The organism is Marinobacter mobilis (assembly GCF_900106945.1).
GTDB lineage: Bacteria > Pseudomonadota > Gammaproteobacteria > Pseudomonadales > Oleiphilaceae > Marinobacter > Marinobacter mobilis.
Genome location: NZ_FNNE01000002.1, coordinates 65,341 through 88,894 on the forward strand (window position 1 = coordinate 65,341; position 23,554 = coordinate 88,894).

The window sequence follows — 23,554 nt, forward strand, 5'->3', positions numbered from 1 at the left end:
TTGTCGGCGATCGCCGTCAAAGAGGTTCAGTTATGGCTATGGTTGCATTGGTACAGCAGGCTCCCGTCATTCTCGATAAGGAAGCAACCCTTGAGAAAGCGGTGGCAATCATCGGGGAACTCGCTGCTCAGGGCGCGGAGCTGATTGTCTTTCCCGAAGCGTTTATCCCTGGCTATCCGGCCTGGATCTGGCGGCTCAGGCCCGGAGGTGACTGGGGAACCAGCGAGACGTTACACAAACGTCTGTACCGGAACTCCGTTGATGTCGGGGCAGGCGACTTGCAGCCGCTGTTCGCGGCTGCGAGGGAGAATCATGTGACGGTGGTCTGCGGATTGAATGAGCTGGACCCGTCAAACAGTCACGCGACGCTTTTCAACTCGGTGGTTGTGATTGGCCCGGAGGGGCGTCTGCTCAATCACCACCGGAAACTCATGCCCACCAATCCCGAGCGTATGGTCTGGGGTTTTGGGGATGGCAGTGGTCTCAACGTTGTCGAAACGCCGGTTGGCCGGGTGGGTGCTCTGGTCTGTTGGGAGAACTACATGCCTCTCGCCCGTTACGCGCTGTATGCGCAGGGCGTTGAGGTCTACATTGCGCCAACGTATGACAGTGGTGAGGGTTGGATTGGTACTATGCAGCACATCGCCCGCGAAGGCCGGTGCTGGGTGCTGTGCTGTGGTGTGGCTATTGAGCGGGCAGATTTGCCCGCGGACTTTCCGGAGCTGGATGCCCTGTATCCGCCGGAGGAGTCCTGGATCAATCCGGGAGATTCATTGATTGTTGCGCCGGGTGGCAGCGTTGTTGCCGGACCTTTGTCGGGAGAGAAGGGCTATGTGCTGTATGACATTGACCTGGAACAGGTCACAACGGCCCGGCGAGCGCTTGATGTGACCGGACACTACTCGCGACCGGATGTGTTTACCCTCGAAGTGAATAAGCTGCGCCAGCAATCCCTCAAAGTGACCGGTATCGATCCGAACCAGACCGGTGGTTCGGATCGTTAAGTGCCTGAGCGCGGCGCGAGGGCCGTGTCCACTCTGAGGCAGAGCCGGTCAGTTTGGCGAGCCCTCACGGGTATCCGGTCCTGTGTTATGCCACCAAAGTTCTTCCAGTGTAACTCTCAGGTCTCATATACACTGATAAAGAGCCTTTGCGAAAGTGGTCGCTCGAAAATAACAAAGAGAGGGAAGAATCATGAGCAAATATCAGGGCAGTTGCTTCTGCGGTACCGTTAAATTCCAGGTGTCTGGCGCGCCAGCCGCGATGGGGTATTGTCACTGCGATTCCTGTCGGCGCTGGTCGGCCGGGCCGGTCAATGCGTTTTCCCTGTGGCCTGCGGATACGCTGGAGATTCTGGCTGGGGAAGACCAGGTCGGCGAGTTCCACCTGACTGAAAAAAGCTACCGTAAATGGTGCCGTCAGTGCGGAGGCCATGTCTTTACCGATCATCCGGGCTTCGGGCTGGTGGATGTGTATGTGGCCAACCTGCCACAGCTGAAGTTTGAACCTGCGCTGCATGTGCACTATCAGGAATCGGTCCTTCCCATTCGGGACGGGTTGCCCAAGATGAAAGACATGCCCGCAGAGATGGGAGGTTCCGGCGAGACTCTACCGGAGTGATGGATTGGTCAGGGGCCGGCCTTTGGATATAACCGGCGACAATCCGGTTCCGGCCGGCGTTCTTGGCGCGGTAACGGCGGGAGGCGCCGCCCGGTGGCGGTCAGAGCTTCACGCAAACAAACAGAGCATTCCCGGAGACGGTATCCCAGGGCACGATGCGCTCATAGTCGTGCTCGAAGATGTGTACCTCAAAGTACGGTGCCAGCATGCTGCGGAGGTCTTCAAATCCCAGCGCGACCATGGGGTGTTCATCATGCCAGGCCTGGGACACATCTCCCGTGGTTCGGGTGATGCTGAGTTTCAGCGACTGGGCGTCGCCCTCGCCCGGGTAGTGCCAGCCAGACCGGAACGTAAAGGTGCTGTTGTTGTGTTCTGTGGTATGGCTGACAAAACGTCGGTTATCGATCCGGTTCTTATCCACCGCGTTGAAACAGAATACGCCGTGGGGGTTCAGTGACTCATGGGCGCTGCGGATACAGGCCGAGAGTTTCTCAAGGCCGGCACTGTAATGAATCGAGTACAGAAAGCAGGTAATCAGGTCGAAGCACTGGTCAAACCGGAAGTCGCACATATCCTGAAGGGCAAAGCTGGCCTCCGGGCAGCGTGAGTGGGCGAAGTCCAGCATCGGCTGGTTAATATCCAGTCCGCTGCTGTGGTAGCCGAAATCAATAAAACGCCGAACATGAGGACCGGTTCCGCAGGCCAGATCAAGGTGGTTGAGCCCCTCGTTGCCGAAAAGCTGATGCAGCCGGCGCACGCCGTTGCTTTGTGCCAGATAGTCGATATCGGCACACATCAGGTCGTAATAGCCCGACAAGTCGGTATACAGGGCATTCTTGGACATGGCTACCTGGCGCGCTGGGCGGCAAATTGAGGGCGCCGTATCGTATAGCAATTGATCAATTGCGGGAAGTAGAACGTCGTTATTCGGCAGGAGGGTGTCCGCCACAACAGCAATCACCGGCGTGATGCCTCAACGCCACCCCGGGTACCCGTCAATAACAGCAGGATTCCTTCCTATGTTTTCCAGGGCGATTGATCATCGCCCCCTGAACTTGGCTTCCCGTCGCTCCAGGAATGACTGGATACCTTCCTTTACATCCTCGCTGGCCATGACCGGTTGCAGGTCCGGGAACAGGCGCTGCTTGGCCACTTCCTGACCTTCACTCACGGCAATCTTGGAGGAGGTGAGACTGCCGCTGACGCCAAGCGGGGCTGCTTTGGCGATTTTCTCAGCGATCTCCAGGGCAACCCTGAATTGCTCGCCTGGTTCGACAAGTTCCTGAATCAGCCCCCACTGGTACGCCTGTTCCGCGGTCCACTCGTCCCCCGTGAGCAGGTAGCGCTGGGCATTGCCCCAGCCAATTTCCCGGGGCAGACGGATCGTGGCGCCGCCGCAGGCAAAGATGCCGCGCTTGACCTCCAGTTGGGCGAAACGGGTGCCCCGGGCGGCCACCCGGATGTCCGTGTTGAGCATCATTTCCACGCCACAGGTGTAGCAGATGCCCTGGGCGGCAAACACCACCGGTTTGCTGAGTCCTTCACCTGCGATATGGAAAGGGTCGAGCTCACCCTCGCCGGGTTCAATGCCGGTACCGTTGGCGAATACTCCGGCCCAGTCATCCAGCTGAAGGCCACTGGTGAAGTGGTTACCCAGTGCGTACACCAGGCCAACGCGCAGGTCCGGATCATGCTGGAGCTGGTAATAGGCACTGGCGATGTCGTGGTACATGGCCCGGTTCATGGCGTTCATCTTGTCCGGGCGATTGAGACCGATCAGCAGGATATGGCTCTGCTTTTCAACCTTGACGAGGCTCATCAGAACCACTCCTTCTTCATGTTGAGGCAGGTATCGTCCTGGTTGCGCAGCAGCACCAGGTCCTGGGCCACGGTGGGCAGTTCCCAGTGGAAGAAATACTGGGCGGCCTGCAGCTTGCCGTTGTAGAAATTACGTTCTTCGTCGTTGCTGGCGGAAACCAGCCCGAGGGAGGCGGCGTTCGCCTGGCGCAGCCACATCCAGGCAACGATGATGTTGCCGAACAGGTGCAGGTAGCAGGAGGCGTTGGCCAGCACCGGGTCCGGGTCGCCGCTCATCAGTGATTTGCCGAGGGTCTGGGTGACCTTGACCGCCTGTTGCAGGGTTTCACTGAGAGACAGGGCCCAGTTCTGGCCGCGTTCGCCAGTGGCGGCTTTCAGGTCTACCTGCATTTCCTGCAGCAGGATCTGCAGGCCGTGGCTCTGGTCCTGCCACAACTTGCGGCCGAGCAGGTCAAGGGCCTGAATGCCGTTGGTGCCTTCGTGGATGGGGTTCAGGCGGTTGTCGCGCCAGCATTGTTCGACCGGATACTCACGGGTATAGCCGGCACCGCCATAGACCTGGATGGCCAGATCGTTGGCCTTGGGGCCGTATTCGGAGGGCCAGGCCTTGATCACCGGGGTTAGCAGGTCAAGCAGCTTGCCTGCTTCCTGTCGTTTTGCTGCATCGGGGTGGGTATGCAGGTCATCCATCAGGCGTGCGCCGTACAGACACAGCGCCAGCCCGCCCTCGCTGTAGGCTTTCTGGGCCAGCAGCATGCGCCGGACATCGGCATGCTCAATGATCGGCACCTGCGCGCTTTCGGGGTTCTTTTCCGATGGTTTGCGGCCCTGGAGGCGGTCCCTGGCGTAGTCCAGGCTGTGCATGTAGCCACGATAGCCAATCACCGCAGCTCCGAGACCGACGCCGATCCGGGCTTCATTCATCATCTGGAACATGTACTTCAGGCCCTGGTGGGGTTCGCCAACCAGGTAGCCGTGGCAGGGGGCATCATCCCCGAAACTGAGGGCGGTCGAGGTCGTACCGCGGTAGCCGAGCTTGTGGATCAGGCCCGCCAGGCTGACCCCATTATGGTCGCCGGAATTGCCGTTCGCATCGACCCGGAACTTGGGTACGACGAACAGGGAAATTCCCTTCACTCCCGCCGGTGCACCTTTGATCTTGGCCAGTACCATGTGAACGATGTTTTCGGTGATGGACTGGTCGCCACCGGAGATAAAGATTTTCGCGCCCTTGATGAGGTAGTGACCCTGCTCCGTCGGAGTGGCAGACGTGCGGATGTCCGCTAGACTGGAGCCAGCATGGGGCTCGGTCAGCGCCATGGTGCCGCTGAAACGGCCTGATAGCATGTGGGGCAGGTAGCGGCTGCGTTGGGAGGCATCGCCAAACACCCGGATCAGGTTGGCTGCGGCGGTGGTCAGGAACGGATAACCCGCGGTACTGGGGTTGGCCGCGGTGAAGAAGCCGTTACAGGCAGCCATCACCGATTCAGGCAACTGCATGCCGCCGAGTTCGTAGTCGTGGCGGCTGGCGATAAATCCGGCCTGGGCATAGGCGTCGAAGGCCTGTTTTACTTCCGGCAGCATCTCAACCTTGCCATCCACGAACCGGGGTTCGTCTTTGTCGGCGGCGCTGTTGTGATTGGCGAACGTTTCCCGTGCCATCTTGTCGGCGGTTTCGATCACCGCGTCGAAGGTATCCTTGCTGTGTTCCTGGAAACGGTCGCGCTGCACCAGTGCCTCGGTATCGAGCACTTCGTAGAGCTGGAAGGTGAGGTCGCGGCGGTCAATCAGGGTATCGGTCATGAGGGGCTCCTTGTTATGGGACTAGACTCTCATACTGGGCGCCTGTCGGGAAACCGGCATTTCTGACATAATCATGGTCGATTTCGCCATCGGTGCCGGGGCTGACGTATCTATGCACACCATTTCTGTCATCGGTTTTGACGGGGCGCTGGCCAGCGCCATCACCGGGATGATTGACCTGTTTCGCCTGGCGGGGGTGACCTGGGCGCGGATTCATCGCGAACCGCCGAGCCCTCATTTCCAGACCCGTTTGCTGACGGCTGACGGAACTCCATGCCGCTGTATCAATGGCCTGACACTGCTGGCCGATGGTGGCTGGCAGGATATCAACCCTCACGACCAGGGCGATCTGTTGGTCATTCCTACCATTGGGGCCCCCATCGAGCAGGTATTGGTCGCGAACCCCGATCTGATCGACTGGTTGGGCACATGTGCTGGCGGTGATCCCGCTGAGGTGCGCCTGGCCAGTAACTGCACCGGGGCTTTCCTGCTGGCGGAAGCGGGGGTGCTGGATGGCCGTCAGGCGACCACCCATTGGGGCTTCAGTCGTCAGTTCCGTCAGCGCTATCCCGCGGTGGAACTGCATCCTGAGAAACTGGTGACGGTGGACGGACCGGTCGCCTGTGCCGGGGGTGGTATGGCCTGGTGGGACCTGGGGATCTATTTGGTGGAGCGGTTTGCCGGCCCCTCGGTGGCGCGGGAACTGGCCAAGGCCTTCGTGATCGACGCCGGGCGCACCAGTCAGGCGCCCTACAGCGTGTTGCAGACCCGTCGCTATCACTCTGACCAGGCGATTCTCAGGCTTCAGGACTGGCTCGAACAGCACTTTCGGGAGCCGGTCTCGCTGGCGGCCATGGCGGAGTGGGCCGGGTTGACTGAACGCTCCCTGTTACGACGGTTCAGACAGGCCACCGGAGACAATCCCACCACCTACCTGCAACTGCTGCGGGTGGAGGAAGCCCGGCGCCGGCTTGAGTCGACATCGGAGAATGTCGAAACCATAACCCGTGGTGCCGGCTACGAGGATGTCAGTTCCTTTAGCCGGTTGTTTCGCAAGCACACGGGGTTGTCTCCGGGGGCCTACCGGGCGCGGTTTCGCTAGCAACACCCGCAATGGCCCGCGGCCGGTTCTTCCTCACTGATGTTTGACGTTCATCTCAATTTCCGCATGGAATACTTCCTCGCCAGCGTCGTCGGTCACGGATACCGGCACCCGAATCATTCCCTCCTGAGTCCAGTCAAGTTCTGATCCGTCAGCGGTGGCGGTCAGGTCGGATTTCGCCTTTTTGAGGTAGCGGACCGACATGCCTGCTGGAATCCAGCGGGCTCCGGGGGGGATGGAGGCGTCGGTGAGCATGCCGCCGGCGAGTTCGGCCATGTTGCACATGGCGATGGCATGCACTGTTTTCAGGTGATTGGTCACCCGGCGACGTTTTTTCATGGTGACGACACAGCGTCCCGGTTCCAGTGTTTTTACCCGCGGGTTAATGCTTGAAAAGTAGGGCGCAGCCAGGCAGACGGCTTGGCTGAAGAGGGTTTTTCCAAAGGGCAGGCGAGTCAGTTGGGTAAAGGTTTTCAAGGTATCCATGGCAGGTGCTCCTATGTGGTGCGCGGTGGAATCCACTAAGCATGCCAGCTGATAGAATAAAGTTCTAGAATTAAATTCTATTATTGATCCTTCGGGTCGTGCTGTCGCTCTCCTGGGGAGCGACGGCCAGGCTTCTCCAGGCCGCTTCGGCAAACGCTTTGGCGTGTTCTTTCGGTGGCGTTTTGACGCGCCCTGACAGCCAGGCCCGACAGTAGTTCTCGGATTGCCCCAATAGCAAGGACGCGTAGATTTCCCGTGGAAGCGGAAGGATCAGGCCTTGTTCAACGCCTTTGGCAAGCCACTCCTGAAGGAATGCGTAACGCCCCTGGTTCTTGGCGGCGAGAGCGTCTTTCCAGGGGTCCTTGGACACGTTGCTTCGGGCCAGGAACAGGAAACGGGCAAGCTCGGGCTCTTGGCAGACCCACGCCATATAGGTCTGAATCAGGTCGGTGAGCGCCTGTTTGACGCTCTTCTCCTGCTGACGTTGGGGCAGCATGACTGCCAGCTGGTCGTCCAGGGCGATGAAATACAGCGCGGCAATCAGCCCTTCTTTGTTTGTGAAGTGGTGGTAAAGGGTGCCAACGCTGGCGCCGGACTGTTGGCGGATGGTGTCAATGGTTGTCGATTCCAGGCCATGCTCAATAAAGCACTGTAATGCGCAGCGCAGGATATGACGTTTATTGGCTTTGCGAGCGCCAGGCTCTACCCGTTCGAATGCATCTTGCACAATGTCTGTTCCAGGCAATCTTGAATGTGAAGGTATTCTAGAAGAAGGCTTTGCCAATCACCGAATCCGGCTTTGTTTTCCCTGGCCCTTAAACGAAAAAAAGGCAGCCGAAGCTGCCTTTTTCAGAGATTGTGTTGTCTAATTACAGAGCAACAACGTTCTCAGCCTGAGGACCTTTCTGGCCCTGAGTTACGGTGAACTCTACCTGCTGGCCTTCAGCCAGGGTCTTGAATCCGCCGCCTTGAATGGCGCTGTAGTGAACGAATACATCAGGACCGCCTTCGCGGGTGATGAAGCCAAAGCCTTTGGATTCGTTGAAGAACTTAACGGTACCGGTAGTAGTAGACATAGATAAAAATCCTGTAATCAATCAAATAATGTGTTGGTGCCCTCGTTGTGACGGCAATGCCAACGGAATGTGGGAACTAATAAACAGGCGTAATCAAAAACAGGACGGGAACTACTACTTCAGAGACGTCTTATTCGTGAATTGCTTTGCTAACTCTTTCCTACGCCGCTAACTGTAACCGGGTTTGCCTGAAATTGCGAAGCTTTTTTTCATAGGCATTTACCGCTAGCCAGAGCAGGGCCATCAACGCAGACGGGGACGGGGTTCTGGAACGCGCTACGGATTGTTCTAGAATGACGGTTTACCCGGCCAGCAACGACTCGAGGTTAATCTGATGATCAACGTCTGTACGGAATCCGAGCTGGCGGACCTGCTGCAGGCTCATTCTGCGGTGCTGTTGCTGTTTGGGGGAGCTCGTTGCGGTGTGTGCCAGGCCATCAAGCCCCAGCTCGAACGCTTGGGGCTGGATGAGTTTCCGCAGCTGGCGACCGCTTACATTGATTGTCAGGAGGCTGCGACAAGTCTTTGCGCGACTCGGAGCATCTTTGCGCTGCCGGTGGTTCAGTTGTGGTTCGATGGTCAGCGGTTTGCGGAGTTTGCCCGGGTGTTTTCCATCGGCCAGGTTCGTGCTGCGCTGGAGCGTCCCTACAGCGCCTTGACCGAAGACTGACGACAGGGTACCTGTTGCACACGGCAACCGGTATGCTGTTTCTGTACCACAGGGACCTGGAACGACAGGCTTTGGATCATCAACAAGTGGAGATCTGTTGTGCGACGTATTTTGGCAGGGATGTTAGCGATTATCGCGTTGTCCAGTCATGCGGACGAGTACCGGTTCGAAGACTATCCGGCTACGGAATCTTCTTCCCGGGTTGTTGAGCAACTGAGGTTGCCGGAGTCCGAGAGCGGATCGGTGTTTGAGATGTTCCTGCAGCGGGCGGTGGGGTCGAGCCCGAATTTTGCCGGAAAGTACGTGCTCACCTATTGGGGGTGTGGCACCAGCTGTCAGCAGGTCGCGGCGATTGATGTTGATAGCGGCGACGTTTTTTACCCCGGCGAGGGAGCGGCTTCCAATGGAGTTTGCTACCAGCTCGACAGTGCCCTTCTCATCGTTAACCCGATCGATAAAGAAGGGGCTGAACAGATTCCGGACTGGTTTCATACCTATTTCTATGAGATGACCGATCAGGGCTTCCGCCTGCTGGGCAAAACCCGGGAAGGGCTGTCATTTGACTGTGGGGCTCCCTGATATCTTCCGCCCGGCAGCCGGTGCGGCCTCTCTCCCCCTGGTAACGCTCATCCAGTCGCGGATGGGGGCGCCGGGTGATGACTCGGCTCATCAGAAGCTCTATCATCCGTGGCACTGGATGTTTCAATCTCACTTCACCCGAGCGATCACTTTCAATGAAGTTCCCTACGGTCACCGTCGTACTGGTTGCAGCCGCACTCGTGTTTGTCCTCTGGAACCAGACCGCTGAACAGCCAGAACCCATCAATCCTGATCGCTTTGCCAATCTGGCCGCCAACCCGGTGGAACGCAGTCTGGTGGTGGATTGGGTGGCAGCGCAGGTGCCTGAGTTGTGTCAGGAGGCCGCTGGGGAAGGCACAGATATTTCCGAATGTCTGGACACCAGCAAACAGCGCTCACCGGCCTGCCGTCGTGAGCTTTATGACCGCTTTCCTTCTCTCATTTCTTCCCAGGCCATGTTCCGGGACCTCACGATTTCAGCGATGAACTGCCTGGTCCCCCGTTCCGGGCGGGTTGAGTGACGTTTCAGTCCAGCTGTCAGTTGAAGTCGAATGCGCTGTCGCTCCAGCTGAGGTGGCAGTAGCCCAGTACCCCATAAGTGTAGGAGTACTGGCAGATTCGGCGTAGTGGCGCGTTCTGGGCGAGCTGAAGCCAGGGGTTAGCGACGGGCCGACCACCCTGGCGGACACTGTGCAGCAAAATGCGTTCAATCAGATAGATACGATCGATTGAGTAGGTACTGCTGTCATTTGCTACGAAGCACAGCTGCAGGCGTTTGCTGGGGACGATGGGGGCGTTAAACAGTCCGCTTACGTAATGTGAAGGGCCAAAGTCCGCGCTAATGGTTGCCTGACCATTCGGCGACTGGTCAGTGGCAACCCAGAACGGGTCGTTGTCGCTGAGGGGGCATCGGTTATTGAACAGGTACTGGTCTGACAGGGCAGAAAAGAAATCGTAATTGGGATTCTTGATCTTCCCCGCGTTGTTTTGCGCTGGCGGGCGAGGGATTGTGCTGGCGGTTAAACATTGCTGCTGTTGCTGCAGCCTGGCGGTTTGAGTGGCCTTGTCCTGCTGCGCAAGGTTACTTGCGTTCACGCTCTGGAGTTGTTGATTGATAAAGTTGGTGAGGCGCGTCCGGTCTCCGGTCAGGCGAAATCTGGCATCCTGGATATAGAGGTTGTGTAACGTTCTCGGAACGATTCGCTTCAGGTCCGCCTGCGTCATGTTTCGTAACGGAGTCCCGTTGGGATTGTAGCGATTGTACAGGTCTTGCCAGTAATGCCGGCGTGCCGACGCAATGGACAAAAAATCCGGGTCAAGGTAAAGGTAGGAGAACTGGTAGTCCATGGTTGCCAGCAGCCGTGGTGCATCCCCCCCAGTGCCGCTGTGCATATCAAGCAGGTCATCAAGCCAGGCCTGTCTTCGGGACGATTGCAGCGCGATGGCATGCCGGCGGGCAATTATCTTACTCGCAAGTCGTTGCTTTCTTTGTTCGTAGGTGGCCATGCCAGTGTGATCCTTACAGTGGCGTGATGAAGGCTGGGCCTGATTCTGGCTCAGGTTGCACTGCCGTCCATGTGCCCCGGGCTTGGGGTTTGATCCAGTTCATGGTCCCGTCCGTTTCCGGAACCTTTTCCGCCGGTCACGGATTTTTCCAGGCCCTTGGCCGCCTGGAGTGCTTCACCGGAGCCAGGCAGCATGAAGTCGGCGACCATCGCCTGGCCGGCTTCGCTATCCAGAACGTCCTCGAACGTTTTCAGAATCTTGCCGTAGATTTCCGCAGATCGTTGGCCTGCGGCTGTGGCGCCATCGCCGCTGATTTGTGCCATCTGGCCAGCCAGTGTGGCGGCTTCCTGCAGGCCAGCCATGTTGCGGAACATGTCGTTCTTCTGCAGCGCGCCCAGTATCTGTCCGATATGGGAAATATCGCCGACAGGCTGTGAACGCAGTTGTGCGATGGCGGCGGCAAAATCGCCCGGCGTCAGGTCCATGCCCTTGGCCCGGTCCCGGGAGTTGAGCGGATTGATCTTGGGCGGGAGGATCGGGATGGGTTCCTCTTTCCAGCGCCAGAATTTGGTTTCGTCGATGGTTTCTGCAGCGTTGGAACGCCCCAGTACGGCCTCCGCAAAGACGCCCGAAGTGGGTACGGCAATTTCCGGGCTGTCTGGGCTGGCGGCGCTTTCGGAAGGGCTGATGAAAGTTTTCATGAAGGTCGTTCGGCTCATTCTGGCCGGATGCTTGGCGTCGTCGGACTCGGTGTCCGTGAAGCCCCAGCGAAAGGCCAGGTAATTGCCGAACAGACCGACCGGCGACGGGTCCACCAGGGACGACAGTGCGCGGCCATCCAGTTTAATACCCTGGAGCAACAGGTAAATGCGGTAGGTGTCGAGTTGCAGCCAGATTTTCTGGGAAAGGATCAGGCTGTGCTTGATCAGGAAATCCTGGATGGGCACAAAGAATATGCCCATCTTCTTGCGCTCGGCCTCGACCTTTCGGGTGAGTTCCTTAACTTGCTGCCTGAGATTCCCTGCCTGCTCTGTCTGCAGGTCTCTGAAATTCTGGACTGTTGAATCGAAATCCCCTTTATTCGGAAGCACGGTCTTGATGGTTTCAAGGTAGCTCTGGGCGACGGGTTCGTCGGCCAACAGGCGTCCCAACGTGGTTATTGCTTGTGTAGCCGCTTTTTTGAACGCCGTGTCATCGACGATGTTTAAGGTTTGCTCAAGCAGATGAACTTCTTTGACAATGGTGTCTCTGTTGTCGAACGCAGTCTGTGTGGCGGCCAGCTCTTGTTGCAGCCGGGCATACTCCTGCTCGGCCAGTTTCTGTTTGGTGCTCTGGGGTGCTTTGAAGTCCGGGTCTGCCAGCGCTTTCAATTCTTCAATTCTAGGCTCCAGATCCGGATATTGCTGGAATAAATGGATGAGTGCCGGCAGCTGTTGACGGACCACATTGATGTCCGAGAAGTCCAGAACCTGCATGGGCAGGAATATGCAGCGATCCCAGGCATCCAGGCGGGTAGTGATGGCATAGGTTTGCAACAGCTCGAAGTATTCGATGTTCAGGGTGTGGCGATGGTTGTAGTTGGCCAGTACCCGGGTGGTCATATTTTCCGCTTCAGACTCCGTCACTTCCTTCACCACAGAGGAGCGACGGGAGCGCAGTGACTGGGACGTCTCGGCGGTTCGCTGGTTGAGCTGATTGCTGGATTCGGCCGCCAGATCCCGTTTGCCGGTACTGAACTGAGCCGTCAGGGCGGTACTGTGGGAAGACGCGCCTGAGGCGGTCACGGAAAAAAGCAGCCCGCCGCCGCTGACGCCCGTCTGGGCGCTGGAGGAAGAGCTGGTAATTTTCGACTGTCCGGCCTGTGCTTCCTCGGCGACCGCTTTCTGGACCTCATTGACCGCCCGGGACTGGTCGATGTCTGCGCTGACGAGCTCTCCCTGTTTAGTGTCTTGAGTGCTGCTCCCCCGGGTCCGGCGGGTCCAGTCCATGATGGCAACCTGCGTCACTTCACCCGGGGCCAGACACACAGAGTGGAGAAGGTTGCCCAGGGCCAGCCCCTTTTGTTGCCAGCTTTGGTGGTGCTTCAACAAGACGCCAAAAGCGATGTTCTTTTCCGGCTGGTTGCCGCATTCGGCGAACGGATCAAAAGGCCCCTGTTGGGGGATGCTGACGTCCCCCTCGGGTTGAGCGGCGGATGTATCAGGCAGCAGCGTATCGAGGATATAGAGTGACTGATAGGTGACCGGCTCGGCGATGGTGCTGGGGCCCAGTTCCGGCTTCAGGTAGTCGTCCATGTCTGAAAACGAAGACGTTTTATCCATAACGTGGCGTGTCCTTTCGTGAAAATCCCTGGGTACGATCTATGTACGGGGCAATCCTGGTCCGGAATTCCCACCGTGCGGCGACGCTGGCTTCAGACTAGTCGTGGATAATGGATCCGGCCAGGCAGCTATTCGCTCATGTGATCCATATCACTATCCAGAATGAGGTGTGCAAAGTCCGCGTGGTCCTGAGCGTGGGCATGAATTTCTTCAGCGGTTCCTGCCATCGCAAGCACCAGTCGTAAAATATCGTTCTCCGACTCGTTCTTGCTCAGTCGTCGCGCCACAATCGCGTCGTATACATCATTGGAAACGGTGATGGTCGTGGACATGGCGGTCTCCTCCGGCACCTCGTTTTCGGCGTGTCATTAGCTCAGTATGGTGTAGCGCGCTGAGAAATCCAGAACAAAGGGCGGGCAGAGAGAGGCAAAAGCAGAAGGTTTCCCGGTGAATCGCGTAGGGTTAGAACAGGCCTATCTGGGGGGGATGATTGTTCAGTTCCAGTCCTGCGACGTCCGGTAGGCGATCACGCAGCAATTCACTCCACAGAGCCGCCAGAGCCAGGGCATCACCATTGTCGGGCATGTGCATGAATATGTAGGGCTGTTGGCCTGCCTCAATCCAGCGGCCTGCCCGTTCCACCCAGGGGGCGAGGAAGTGCCGGTTGCTTTCCAGATCGGGGTGGCCGATATATCGAACGACTGCGGGCGCCTCACCCGGCAGCAGGTGCACCGGAACTCTGGGCTTCTTGCGTTGGGCATCGCGGGTGGCTTCGGTGTCGGGGGCTGCGGAAAACAGCGCGCGGCTATCGAAACAGACCCGGGCAATTCCCCGTTCCCGCAGCCCCCGGTTCAGCGCTCGTTCCTCCTCGCCCTTGCGAAAAAACGCCGGGTGTCGAACCTCCACGGTACAACTCAGGGATTCCGGCAGCGCGTCGGCAAAGTGCCAGAGCCTATCCAGTTGCTCGGGGCCGAACGCGGCTGGCAGCTGCAACAGGAAGGGCCCCAGGACGTCTTCAAGGGGCGCGATGACCTCCAGGAAGTCGTGTACCTGAGTCCCGAGCCCGGTGAGCAGGAGTTCATGAGTGATCGCCCGTGGAAACTTGAGGAGGAAGCGGAAATCATCGGCGACCTGTGACCGCCACTGGCGGCATTGGCTCTGGCTGGGGGTGGCATAGAAAGTAGTGTTGCCTTCCACGCAGTTGAAAACCTGGCTATAGCGCTCAAGGGGGCTGCGGCCGGGAGGTAATCGCGAGTTCCAGTTGGGGTGGTGCCACTGGGGGGCGCCCAGGTAATAGGGGCGTGTCATGGTAAGGGCTCGCCATAGAAATCCAGGGCGGTGAGGGCCGCCCTGATCCGCTCAACCGTTTGATTGCTGAGCTGTCGGTAGTCCGGGTAGGGCGTCAGCAGCAGACGCAATGCCGGGTCAATGGTCACCTCCGGACAGCCCGCCAGTGGCGCCGCCTGGTGGGTCAGGGGGGTAAAACGTCCGAGGTTGTCTTTGCCACCGATCCAGTGCCAGCGGGCATGGTTATTCAATTCCGGGTTGAAGCACAGGGCAGTGTTTTGGAACAGCGGGCCATCGCGGAACTGACGCCAGTCCTCAGCTGCCGGTGACGCTATCTTGGCCAGCAGGGTAACGATCTTGCGCCAGTGATTGGAGTTGGCCATGACCAGAGCCTGGGCGCTGGGGGTGTCTACCAGATGCTCCATATTGTTCGGGCGATGGGGCAGGTACAGAGCCAGGTGGGGCGTGTCGCTACCCAGTCGGTCGGTTTGCGGCATGTACACAGGTCTCACAGGGGCTCGGGCCAGGGAAGGGACTATTGTCCATGCTCACTGCTGTGCCTGCAAACCGGGCACCGATGCCCAGTGCCGGTCGGTGCCTTTGGGTCACCCGTGCGCCACTGGCAGTGGCGACCGCGGCTATGGTTGCAGGTAGTTGACCAGGGCTCGGCTGGCGCGTTTGAACGACCTGGCCAGTATTGCTCGGCCCACCGGTCCACTCAGTTTCAGTGGCAGGGCGGGTTCGTAGGCCACAGTATAGGTAAAGCGGGTGGTGTTGGGGCCCTTGGCCTCCAGTAGGTAATCTTCGACCAGGGTTTTCATGAAGGGCAGGTTGGTGGCGCTGAAGTAAAACGAAAAGCGCCGGTTCTCTTCCCAATTGAAAAAATATTCGTCTGCCTTCAGAGGGCCCAGATGGACGGTCCGGGTAGTGCCAACACCATAGGGTTCCGGACTGGTCCAGGTGACCTTATCGATAACGTGAAACCACTTCGGCCAGGCTTCTCCATCCTTGAAGACCGCAAACACCTGCTCAGGTGTGGCTGGCAGGTCGACAACATTGACTTCCTTGTAGGGCGCGCGATCCAGGTAATCCAGGTGGGCGGGTGTGCAGTTGGGCATGGCGTCTATCTCCTGAGTCAATCGGCTTGCTGGCCGGCCTTGGGCTGACAGGCTGGCTTCACAGTGCTATCGGCCGCCGGTTTTCGCTTCTGGTCGCTGGGCAGATTTTGTAGGCCGGGCAACGGGTGCAGCTCATGGCGGCGGCAATGGGGCAAAGGGTCATGATTGGATTCTCTCATCAGTTGTTCTGGTGTCAGGCGCTGGACGGTTCAGCCTCACGTCCTGAGCAACATGGGCGCCAGAGTCGAAAGGGCAAACTGGCGTGTGCTTTCATCGTCGTTCAGGGCGTTGTGCCCGCCGGGCAGAAGAACGAACGATGAGAAGAGGCGAGCGGCGATGTCGCCGGCAGCGTCGGCATCAAGATGGGTACCCAGACCTTTTGACTGGGCCCAACGAATGGTATTGGCCATAAAACCGGCGCCCAGCCTCAGCAGGGAGTGATCGTTCGCCCTCGCTGCAAAAATCAGGCTGCCCGGCTCATATTGGGTGGTACGGGAAATCACCGGGTGCTCACGGGCAAAGCGCATCGCGGCCACGAATCCCTCAACGAGCAGGGCTTCGGGGTCGTCGATGCCGGCAACGGCTTTTGTGAGGACCTGCATCATCTTGTTCGCTTCCCATACCACCAGCGCGTACGCCAGTTTGTCGCGATTTCCGAAGTGGCGGTAGATGGTCGCCCTGTTCCGGCGACACCGCCTGGCTACCCCCTCAATGGTCAACCCGTGCAGTCCTTGCGCAGCCGCCTCGGCCAGTGCAGCTTCCAAAATCCGTAGCTGCGGAGCTTCGTAACTGATGTCCCGGGCGGTACTCAACAGCTCACTGAAGTTCAGGTTGTGCAAAGGGGGTCTCCATTAGGCAAACTGGAGCAGATTGTTCGTTCCCGGGTCTTTGGGGGCATGGTCCTCAGGCTCGGCGGCTCGCTCTGCTTTGTGCTGATTATACTGCGCTCTCGGTGTTGGTCGATTGGCCGTGGCCCAGGCTTCTGCCGGCGTAACGGTGGTGGGGGATACCGGGGCAATATCAGCGAGGATCGGCGCGACTACCTTGGCGGTGCCTGGTGAGAGGGCTTCAATCATCCTGAGCAGCTGGTTGTCGGGTAGCAAGGCAATGGCCCCTAACAGCGGGCGCATCACCGATATCGCCAGCACATCTTCCAGTGCACTTTGACGAACGCCGCCAAGTTGCCGCATCCAACCGGGCAGGGTGGCGATGGTTGCTTTTCTGAACAGGTATCGCATGGCGGGGCGAAGTGGCTGTAACAGCAGGGGCAGGTCATCAAGCAGGAACGTGGTGGCATCCAGCAGGTGCTGAACGGTTTTTTGGGTGGCTTCCGTAGCCGCCAGGCGCGGCCTCATGCGGGTATAGTAATCGCGCATCTCCTGGCGATTGCGCGGCACGCTTTCAGGGTCGATGGTCTGGAACTCGGCCGCGATACGGCACTCGGCCCAGTATTGGTTTTCCTCTTCCTCGCTGAGCTTTCCAGGGCCAAAAACTTCGTAGGCGAGGAGCACGGAGTGCCATTGTGTCAGGTGGATCCAGAGTTGAGCTTCCGGGTCGTTAGCGTCGTAATAGCCGCCGCTGATGGGTTCCTTGCCGCGGATGTGGCTGTGAATCTTGAGCAGGATATCAGAAGCTTTTACCACGGTCGGGCTGTCGGCAAAGGCCACCGTGGACACATATTGCAGTGTTCGGTCATAGCGGGCTGCAGGGCGCTTCATAACGGCTTCGGTATCGGAGACTGACGCCATCAGGAAAGGCTCATACATCTCGCTGACGACGGTACGCTGAAAGCCGACGGTAAATGAGCTAGGGTAGCGAAACACTTTCCAGGTGACGGATCCAGGTCCAAAAAAACCATAGTTCTCGTAACGTTTTGCTGAGTTTCTGGCGATGGTCTTTGGCATTCGTGAGCCCCTTCTCAAGGAATAAAATGCAACACTATCACCATAAGTGTTGCATTTGTTGCTCCGGGAGGCGGCTGGCCTTATCTGGTCGACAGATGTCCCTCTTGGCGCCTCCTGTGCCCTGATCGCCTGCGCCGCCGATGCCGGTCAGCGCACTTCCATTTTCTTGAGGCGCATGAACAGGCGCAAGACCCTGACATACCCGGTTGGCATCAGCCGAACCAGGAAGTCCTGGGCGGCACCGTCACTGATAAAGATTCGCCCTTTACCTTTCTTCACACCCCGCAGGATCACCTGGGCTGCTTTGGCGGGTTGGGTGCCTTTTTGCAGGGTCTCGTGAAAGCGCTGGGAGCCGGTGTTCTGGTAATCCGCATTGAGGGTGATATCGGTAGCAATGGCGCCGGGGTGCACGGTGTGAAAGCTGATGTGACGAATACCCCGGATCAGGTGCTCAGCGCGGAGACTGTCGGTGAATCCGCGCACCGCGAACTTCGTGGTGCAGTACGGAACCAGGTAGGGGGCGCCGAGAATGCCCTGGCTGCTGGAGATATTGATGATGGCCGCTTCCGGGCGTTGAAGCATATGCTGGTAACAGCTCATCGTGGTGTTGATGACGCCCCAGTAGTTGATATTGGTGATTTTTTCGAAGTCTGAAGGTTTGACCTCACCAAAGGTCAGGTCGCCCAGAGCAACGCCGGCATTGTTGAACAGCAGATCGATGGCGCCGAAGCGCTCAATCACCGTGGCGATAAAGCGGTCCATCGCGTCCTTGTCGGTGATGTCTACGGTTTCGCTGTAATAGCGGGCGCCAAGAGAATCAAGATCCTGTTCGGTTTTCTCGAGCCTGGCGATGTCGCAAAAGGCAACGCTGGCCCCCTGGCGGGCCAGTTCCCTGGCCAGGGCATTGCCGATGCCGTTGCCGCCTCCGCCAGTAACGATGGCAACCTTTCCGGTAAATGACTTCATTATTGAGAGACCTGTCGTTCGGTAGGGGCGGCATTCAGGAAAATCTGGTAGCGCATAGCGGTGGAGGTTGGCGATTCCACCATGGGCATGTGGCCAATGCCATCCAGGATGTCGACCTCGATACCGGGCAGCTTCTCTTTCCACAGCTGAGCGGCACTGACATGAATAATGCGGTCATTAGCGCCCCAGACCAGTAGGGCAGGAGCGGACACCCGCTGGAGTTCCTCGGTTGTCAGCTCACGAGGATAGAATTCTTCAAAAATCTGCCGGTGTCTGTCGCGGTTCTGGATGTAGCCGATTTCCACGGTGTCCAGAACAATGCCCGGCAGATAGGGCGGTTGTTCCATGGTCATCCCGTAGAAATGTTCAAATTCAGCCGGGGTCGATGGCAGGAATGGGTTGCGGCCCTCGGCCCTGAGGGTGTCGGCCTCGCTGGGCACCGGGGAGTGCAGGCCGGCCGGATCAAACAGGGTTACAGTTTTGGTTTCAGCTGGGTAATTGATGGCGAAATCCGCAGCGATAAAACCGCCCATGGAGTTTCCGACAATGTGGGCGGAATCGATATTCAGGGCTGCCATGAGTTTGGCAATACGTTCGGACTGCGCCGCAATGCTGTAGTCCCAGTCGGGTGAAAAACCGGTATCCCCGTGCCCCGCCAGGTCTGGAATGACGACGCGGTACTCGTCGGTGAACGCGCGGGCAAAGCGAATCCAGACGTTCTTGTTTGCCGTGTAACCATGAATCAGGATGAGGGTGTCCCGGCCTTCAAGTTTATTGTCGAAGACGGTGAGACTCATCTCGCCGATATCCACCTGGTCTTGCTCCAGTCCATAGAGGTAAGCCTCGGCAAGCGCGCCGTTGGTGTAAATGAAATCCCCCACCCTGGTGGGGATGAGCACAACAACGGCTGCAAGGATAAGGACAAGGACCAGGCTAAGTCCGATGAATCGTTTCATGGTTTCTCCAGTTCAAAAAAGATGACGCGGTTCGTTGTCTGACTGGGCCGGGTCAGTTGCTGATGGCAACCCTGAGGTTGTTGGCAAAGGTGTGGACCTGCGATTCAAATTCCCGCTCTACAAATGGCTTCGCCATTGACTTAAGCAAACGGGGCACGGGAATGTCCAGTGCGCCACGGACTTCCAGGTGAACCTGGGTGTGCTGGCCAAGGCTCTTCAGCTGGAAAGCACCGTGGATCTGGGAATTGCCGAGACCGGGCAGTGGCTGCCAGAGGATCTGTCCGGAGGCCGGGTCGTTGGAATATTCGACTCCGTAGACTATCTGGTGGGAAAAGCCTTTGGCGTTTATCTCCCTCAGCCGCCACAGCCACTGGTTGTCCTGAAGTTGTTCAAGCCGTTCCAGGGTGGGGTAATGGCTGACGGTTTTTTGTGTGTCCAGGAGATACTCGAACACGGTGTCGTGGTCCGCCTGGATCGACACTTCCGTTTGGGAGTGGATGTTGATCACGGTCATGGGGTTCTCCGGCTTTTGATATTGAATCGACATCATGAACGACGAGTGGATCAAGCGTCTTGCTCAGGCGTGCCGCCGCTTGACCGTGGGTGTCATCCATGACGAATACCGCTCAGGCGAGGCTGTCGGCGCCTGCCGGGTTCACCCGCGGGGCGTCCTGGACCAGACTATGGTGTCCGGGTTTGAAGGTCTTGGCGAGGCGCCGGTAGGTAAAGCTGAAGCCTGGGAACATGGCGATGACATGGCCGCTCTTGCTTTGATACCAGCTGGTGCACCCACCGGCTTTCCAAACCGTTCGGTCCATCTCGGAGTGGATCATGCCGGTATAGTCGGCTTCCGCCTCCTCGGTGACTTCAATGGACTTTGAATCCGTCTTCATAACACTCTGGATGGCTTTGGCGATGTATTCGAGCTGGGCCTCAATGATGAAGATGGCGGAGGTGTGCCCGATCCCGGTGTTTGGCCCGGTCATGATGAACAGGTTGGGGAAACCGGGCAGCGCGGTTCCCAGATACGCCCTTGGGAATTCTTCCCAGGCTTGGGCAATGGTCTGGCCGTTACGACCGGTGACCGGATAGGAGATCACGCCGTCAGTGGCCTGATAGCCGGTGGCATATACGATCAGGTCTACGTCCAGTTGTTGGCCCTGGGTGGTCGTGATGCCCGTGTCGGTAATGGCAGCGATGCCATCCTCCTTGGTATGTACCTGCACATGGGACTGATCCAGTACCGGGTAGAGGGTGCTGGAAAGGATGATTCGTTTGCAGCCAATGGTGTAGTCCGGTGTCAGGGCCGCCTGCAAGGCGGGGGCGGTGATCTGTTGCTTGATGAACCGCTCCGCCTTTTTCTGGGCGAACACGTTAAGCAGCTTCTGGGAGTACTTGAAGCCAACCACCCGGGTTTCCAGTTGCCAGTAAATCAGCGAGCGCAGGAGCTTGTAGAGAGGTTTGATGCCGAGCAGAGTTTGTTCGAATTTGCTGAACTTCCGGTCCGGGCGGGGAAGGACCCAGTGGGGCGTGCGCTGGAACACGTGCAGTTCAGCCACGTCGTTGACCATGGCTGGGATAGCCTGGGCGGCACTGGCGCCGCTGCCGATGATGGCGACCCGCTTGTTGCGGTAGTCGTAGTCCCAGTCCCAGTTGTTGGTGTGGAAACTCTTGCCTTTGAAGCTATCGCGGCCGGGGAAGTTGGGGGTCATCGGGGTACTGAGTGGGCCAGACGCGTTGATCAGAAACTGACCGGAAAACTCGCCCTGGCTGGTGTGGACAACCCATTGCTGTTTACCTTCATCCCAATGAGTGCTTTCGACGTTGGTGCTGGTGCGGGTTTTCTGACGTAACCCGTTTTTGTCGATGACGTGATTGGTGTACTGCTGAAGCTCGGCCTGCTCGGCGAACATCTGGCTCCACGGGTAGGGTTCGGCGGCAATGGAATACAACGGTGACTGCACGTCCACCGCAGCGCCCGGATACGTGTTCTGACACCAGGTGCCTCCCATGAACGGGCGACGCTCGAGAATCACGAAGTCTTCGATTCCGAGCTTTTTCAGCTTCATGGCGGCGCACTGACCGCCGAACCCACTGCCAATAATGATGACGCGATAGCTGTTCATTAGCTTTCCTCAATCAGTTCTGCATTCCCGTGACGGGATTCTTGTTTGGATGAACTCAGAATGGCATGGACCATGGCGGGAGTATTGTCTGAGCGCACCAGCCCATGACCGCAGGTGCCAACGCCGACGGGTTCCGGGGCTTGGCCTGGCAAAGGCTTGCACCACCGCGGTGTGGGGTTGTGGACTCAGGGAGCGCAGATGTTGGCGAGCAGGATGGCGCCGTGAAGACTGGTGTTGGGAGCGGATCAGCTGTCAGGTGTAAGGCTGCGACGATAGACGCCGGGGGCTTCTCCAAACCAGCGTTTGAAGGCCCTGGCAAAACTGCTTTGCTCTGAAAAACCCAGCATGAAGGCGACGTCCAGAAGTGCCAGGTCGGGGGTCTCAATGTATTTGCAGGCCAGATCTTTACGAACCTGGTCAAGCAGATCCTTGAAGCTGCTTTCCCGCTTGTCCAGCTGGCGCTGCAGGGTTCGTCGGGAGACCTGCATTTCCTCAGCGATTTCTTCCAGAGAGGGGGCGCCCCAGGCCAGCTTGTTGGCGATCAGTTGTTTCACTTCAGCCAGCAGTGGATCGGTATCCGCCTGTTCCCCCTGCAGCTCTTGCAGGCGCTTGCGGGCCTGCAGTTCAAGGATTTGTTTGAGCTGCGGATCCGGCGTGGTCAGGTCGAGCTCATTGTACGTCGAATCAAAATAGATTCGTGCCACATCATGGCCATAGGAGGGGGAGACGCCAAACAGGGCTGTCTGTTCGTCGTCATTGGCGGGCCTCCCATAAGGCAGTTCAACGCGACAGGCCTTGTGTTCGGCGCCAACAACCTGGTCCTTCAGTTGAAACCAGCCACCCAGGTGGTATTCATACTCCTGTCGGCTTGGGTGTGGGAGGCCTGGGGGGATCGACAATTCCATGCAGGTCAGTCCTCCCTCGATATGGAACCGGGTGTCCAGTCCATTGCCGACCAGCGACTGGTAGCGGGTGTGCAGGTCGAAGGCTTCCTTGGCCCGGCTGCAGGTCAGCGCGAGCAGGCCGAGAATGCCGACGTGCTGGATTTTCATTTCCTGGCCGGCGTGCAGTCCCACATTGTCGTCGTTGGTGGTCGCGCGGGCGAGCTTGAAGAGGGGGGCGATGTGTTCATGGGCAATACGCAGGTCCGAGTTTTTCAGGTCGGACTCCTGAAGCCCAAGCAATGCCAGCATGCCTGAGCAGTCGAACCCCTGCTGAGCGGTGTAATCAAAGAGAGGACGAAAATAACCCAGGGAGGTCCAGTGCTGTGTTTTTGTTGTCATGGGGCTAATCTTCCAGACTCCTGATTTTTCGTCAACATGAAATCACCCGGCGAGTAGTGCCGGAAGCTGTTCGCTGGCGAAGTCTCTGAACGCCCGGACCCGAACACTGTTGCGCAGGTCTGAATGGCTTAGGAGCCACAACCCGATATCGACGCGAAACCGATCCGGTGCGAGCATTCGCAATGGCGCGCCTTGCGGCACCCGCAGCGGCGATAGCAGACTGACCCCCATACCGGCGTAAACGGCTTCGTAGAGCTCGCTGTAGTTATTGGTTCGCAGCACAATTCGCGCGTCGGGCACCAAGGCCTTCAGGTGCGCCTCTATGCTCCGGTCAGGGTCGCTTCCCGTCCAGATCAGCCAGGACAGCTGTGCGGGGTCAAGGCTGGCGCAACGTTTCAGGTAGTCCTCGTGGCCATAGACTCTCAGAGGCAGGCGCCCGAGCTGACGTCCGATCAGTGTGTCCGGTGGCTGGTCGGTTAAGCGCAGGGCGACATCGGCCTCCATTCGATTGAGGTTGCTAAAGTCGGCGGCGGCAGTGAGCTCAAGGTCGATATTCGGGTAGCGAAGGTGGAACTCCGTCAGAAGCGGGGACAGGTTAAGGATGCCGCTGTCCGGCTTACTGATACGGAGGGTTCCAGAGAGGGCGGTATCGCGACCACGAAACATGCGTTGGATGTCAGTGATCTTGTCATCGATGTGTTGGGCATGGCGTTGCAGTGCCTGCCCATGTTCGGTCAGCCGGTAACCATGGCTGAGGCGGTCGAACAGCCGGATTCCCAGTTCCTGTTCCAGTTTTTCCAGGCGCCGGGCGACCGTGGAATGGTTCACCTGCAGCCGCTTTGCGGCACTGCTCAGTGACCCGGAGTGGGCAACGGCAAGGAAATATTCAAGATGGCTCCAGTTCATCTGTGCATATTTGCACAGACTGTGTGC

26 protein-coding genes are annotated in these 23,554 nt (G+C 58.3%); 6 read left to right on the plus strand and 20 right to left on the minus strand.

Annotated features, from left to right (window positions below):
- The first annotated feature begins 32 nt into the window (after nucleotides 1–32).
- On the plus strand, nucleotides 33–1,004 hold the full coding sequence (locus BLV11_RS02815; RefSeq protein WP_091811441.1) for a carbon-nitrogen hydrolase family protein: 972 nt from the start codon (nucleotides 33–35) through the stop codon (nucleotides 1,002–1,004).
- Nucleotides 1,005–1,194: 190 nt separating this feature from the next.
- The gene (locus tag BLV11_RS02820) at nucleotides 1,195–1,620 is read left to right on the plus strand and encodes a GFA family protein (protein WP_091811442.1); all 426 of its coding nucleotides are present in this window, start codon (nucleotides 1,195–1,197) and stop codon (nucleotides 1,618–1,620) included.
- A 100-nt stretch (nucleotides 1,621–1,720) separates the two neighbouring features.
- On the opposite strand, the gene BLV11_RS02825 is transcribed toward BLV11_RS02820, so the two are convergent.
- From BLV11_RS02825 to BLV11_RS02835, 3 genes are all read right to left on the minus strand, one after another.
- Nucleotides 1,721–2,464 (minus strand): class I SAM-dependent DNA methyltransferase, encoded by a 744-nt coding sequence (locus tag BLV11_RS02825; RefSeq protein ID WP_091811443.1) that lies wholly within the window; start codon nucleotides 2,462–2,464, stop codon nucleotides 1,721–1,723.
- A 195-nt stretch (nucleotides 2,465–2,659) separates the two neighbouring features.
- Complete coding sequence (locus BLV11_RS02830; RefSeq protein WP_091811444.1) at nucleotides 2,660–3,439, minus strand: crotonase/enoyl-CoA hydratase family protein; 780 nt, start codon at nucleotides 3,437–3,439, stop codon at nucleotides 2,660–2,662.
- The gene (locus BLV11_RS02835; protein WP_091811445.1) at nucleotides 3,439–5,241 is read right to left on the minus strand and encodes an acyl-CoA dehydrogenase; all 1,803 of its coding nucleotides are present in this window, start codon (nucleotides 5,239–5,241) and stop codon (nucleotides 3,439–3,441) included. The genes BLV11_RS02830 and BLV11_RS02835 overlap by 1 nt, the downstream gene beginning before the upstream one ends.
- A gap of 73 nt (nucleotides 5,242–5,314) precedes the next feature.
- Between BLV11_RS02835 and BLV11_RS02840 the strand changes: the two genes are divergently transcribed.
- Entirely contained in the window at nucleotides 5,315–6,343 is a 1,029-nt protein-coding gene (locus tag BLV11_RS02840) for a GlxA family transcriptional regulator (RefSeq protein WP_245725894.1), read from the plus strand.
- 33 nt (nucleotides 6,344–6,376) lie between these two features.
- On the opposite strand, the gene BLV11_RS02845 is transcribed toward BLV11_RS02840, so the two are convergent.
- The 3 genes from BLV11_RS02845 to BLV11_RS02855 all read right to left on the minus strand — a co-directional run bounded on the left by BLV11_RS02845 (nucleotide 6,377) and on the right by BLV11_RS02855 (nucleotide 7,905).
- Nucleotides 6,377–6,829 (minus strand): hotdog fold domain-containing protein, encoded by a 453-nt coding sequence (locus BLV11_RS02845; RefSeq protein ID WP_091811446.1) that lies wholly within the window; start codon nucleotides 6,827–6,829, stop codon nucleotides 6,377–6,379.
- A 70-nt stretch (nucleotides 6,830–6,899) separates the two neighbouring features.
- Entirely contained in the window at nucleotides 6,900–7,556 is a 657-nt protein-coding gene (locus tag BLV11_RS02850) for a TetR/AcrR family transcriptional regulator (RefSeq protein ID WP_091811447.1), read from the minus strand.
- Nucleotides 7,557–7,698: 142 nt separating this feature from the next.
- A complete protein-coding gene (locus BLV11_RS02855; RefSeq protein WP_091811448.1) occupies nucleotides 7,699–7,905 on the minus strand; it encodes a cold-shock protein in 207 nt (68 codons plus the stop codon).
- Nucleotides 7,906–8,239: 334 nt separating this feature from the next.
- On the opposite strand from BLV11_RS02855, the gene BLV11_RS02860 reads away from it, so the two are divergent.
- The 3 genes from BLV11_RS02860 to BLV11_RS02870 all read left to right on the plus strand — a co-directional run bounded on the left by BLV11_RS02860 (nucleotide 8,240) and on the right by BLV11_RS02870 (nucleotide 9,675).
- Nucleotides 8,240–8,575, plus strand: coding sequence for a thioredoxin family protein (locus BLV11_RS02860; protein WP_091811449.1), 336 nt, complete (start codon nucleotides 8,240–8,242; stop codon nucleotides 8,573–8,575).
- Between the two features lie 99 nt (nucleotides 8,576–8,674).
- Nucleotides 8,675–9,154: a hypothetical protein gene (locus BLV11_RS02865; protein ID WP_139173198.1), complete on the plus strand. Its 480-nt coding sequence runs from the start codon at nucleotides 8,675–8,677 to the stop codon at nucleotides 9,152–9,154.
- 155 nt (nucleotides 9,155–9,309) lie between these two features.
- Entirely contained in the window at nucleotides 9,310–9,675 is a 366-nt protein-coding gene (locus BLV11_RS02870; protein ID WP_091811451.1) for a hypothetical protein, read from the plus strand.
- A gap of 16 nt (nucleotides 9,676–9,691) precedes the next feature.
- Here the strand turns inward: BLV11_RS02870 and BLV11_RS02875 are convergent, their stop codons facing one another.
- From BLV11_RS02875 to BLV11_RS02940, 14 genes are all read right to left on the minus strand, one after another.
- Nucleotides 9,692–10,660 carry a hypothetical protein gene (locus BLV11_RS02875; protein WP_091811452.1) on the minus strand — a complete coding sequence of 323 codons (969 nt, stop codon included), beginning with the start codon at nucleotides 10,658–10,660 and terminating at the stop codon, nucleotides 9,692–9,694.
- Nucleotides 10,661–10,710: 50 nt separating this feature from the next.
- Nucleotides 10,711–12,981 (minus strand): hypothetical protein, encoded by a 2,271-nt coding sequence (locus BLV11_RS02880; RefSeq protein ID WP_091811453.1) that lies wholly within the window; start codon nucleotides 12,979–12,981, stop codon nucleotides 10,711–10,713.
- Between the two features lie 128 nt (nucleotides 12,982–13,109).
- Nucleotides 13,110–13,313, minus strand: coding sequence for a hypothetical protein (locus BLV11_RS02885; RefSeq protein WP_091811454.1), 204 nt, complete (start codon nucleotides 13,311–13,313; stop codon nucleotides 13,110–13,112).
- A 130-nt stretch (nucleotides 13,314–13,443) separates the two neighbouring features.
- Nucleotides 13,444–14,289 (minus strand): DUF72 domain-containing protein, encoded by an 846-nt coding sequence (locus tag BLV11_RS02890; RefSeq protein WP_091811455.1) that lies wholly within the window; start codon nucleotides 14,287–14,289, stop codon nucleotides 13,444–13,446.
- A complete protein-coding gene (locus BLV11_RS02895) occupies nucleotides 14,286–14,765 on the minus strand; it encodes a DUF6942 family protein (RefSeq protein WP_091811456.1) in 480 nt (159 codons plus the stop codon). Before BLV11_RS02895 ends, BLV11_RS02890 begins: the two co-directional genes overlap by 4 nt.
- A 141-nt stretch (nucleotides 14,766–14,906) precedes the next feature.
- The gene (locus BLV11_RS02900) at nucleotides 14,907–15,386 is read right to left on the minus strand and encodes an SRPBCC family protein (protein ID WP_091811457.1); all 480 of its coding nucleotides are present in this window, start codon (nucleotides 15,384–15,386) and stop codon (nucleotides 14,907–14,909) included.
- Nucleotides 15,387–15,601: 215 nt separating this feature from the next.
- Nucleotides 15,602–16,225, minus strand: a complete 624-nt coding sequence (locus BLV11_RS02905) for a TetR/AcrR family transcriptional regulator (protein ID WP_091811458.1) — start codon at nucleotides 16,223–16,225, stop codon at nucleotides 15,602–15,604.
- Nucleotides 16,226–16,237: 12 nt separating this feature from the next.
- Entirely contained in the window at nucleotides 16,238–17,290 is a 1,053-nt protein-coding gene (locus BLV11_RS02910; protein WP_091811459.1) for an oxygenase MpaB family protein, read from the minus strand.
- A 147-nt stretch (nucleotides 17,291–17,437) separates the two neighbouring features.
- Complete coding sequence (locus BLV11_RS02915) at nucleotides 17,438–18,256, minus strand: SDR family NAD(P)-dependent oxidoreductase (protein WP_091811460.1); 819 nt, start codon at nucleotides 18,254–18,256, stop codon at nucleotides 17,438–17,440.
- Nucleotides 18,256–19,212, minus strand: a complete 957-nt coding sequence (locus BLV11_RS02920) for an alpha/beta fold hydrolase (RefSeq protein ID WP_091811461.1) — start codon at nucleotides 19,210–19,212, stop codon at nucleotides 18,256–18,258. The genes BLV11_RS02915 and BLV11_RS02920 overlap by 1 nt, the downstream gene beginning before the upstream one ends.
- 52 nt (nucleotides 19,213–19,264) lie before the next feature.
- Nucleotides 19,265–19,726: an SRPBCC family protein gene (locus BLV11_RS02925; protein ID WP_091811462.1), complete on the minus strand. Its 462-nt coding sequence runs from the start codon at nucleotides 19,724–19,726 to the stop codon at nucleotides 19,265–19,267.
- Nucleotides 19,727–19,838: 112 nt separating this feature from the next.
- Nucleotides 19,839–21,338, minus strand: coding sequence for a flavin-containing monooxygenase (locus BLV11_RS02930; RefSeq protein ID WP_091811463.1), 1,500 nt, complete (start codon nucleotides 21,336–21,338; stop codon nucleotides 19,839–19,841).
- Nucleotides 21,339–21,583: 245 nt separating this feature from the next.
- Nucleotides 21,584–22,621, minus strand: a complete 1,038-nt coding sequence (locus tag BLV11_RS02935) for an AraC family transcriptional regulator (protein WP_091811464.1) — start codon at nucleotides 22,619–22,621, stop codon at nucleotides 21,584–21,586.
- A gap of 42 nt (nucleotides 22,622–22,663) precedes the next feature.
- A complete protein-coding gene (locus tag BLV11_RS02940; protein WP_175528264.1) occupies nucleotides 22,664–23,527 on the minus strand; it encodes a LysR family transcriptional regulator in 864 nt (287 codons plus the stop codon).
- Nucleotides 23,528–23,554: the final 27 nt, after the last annotated feature.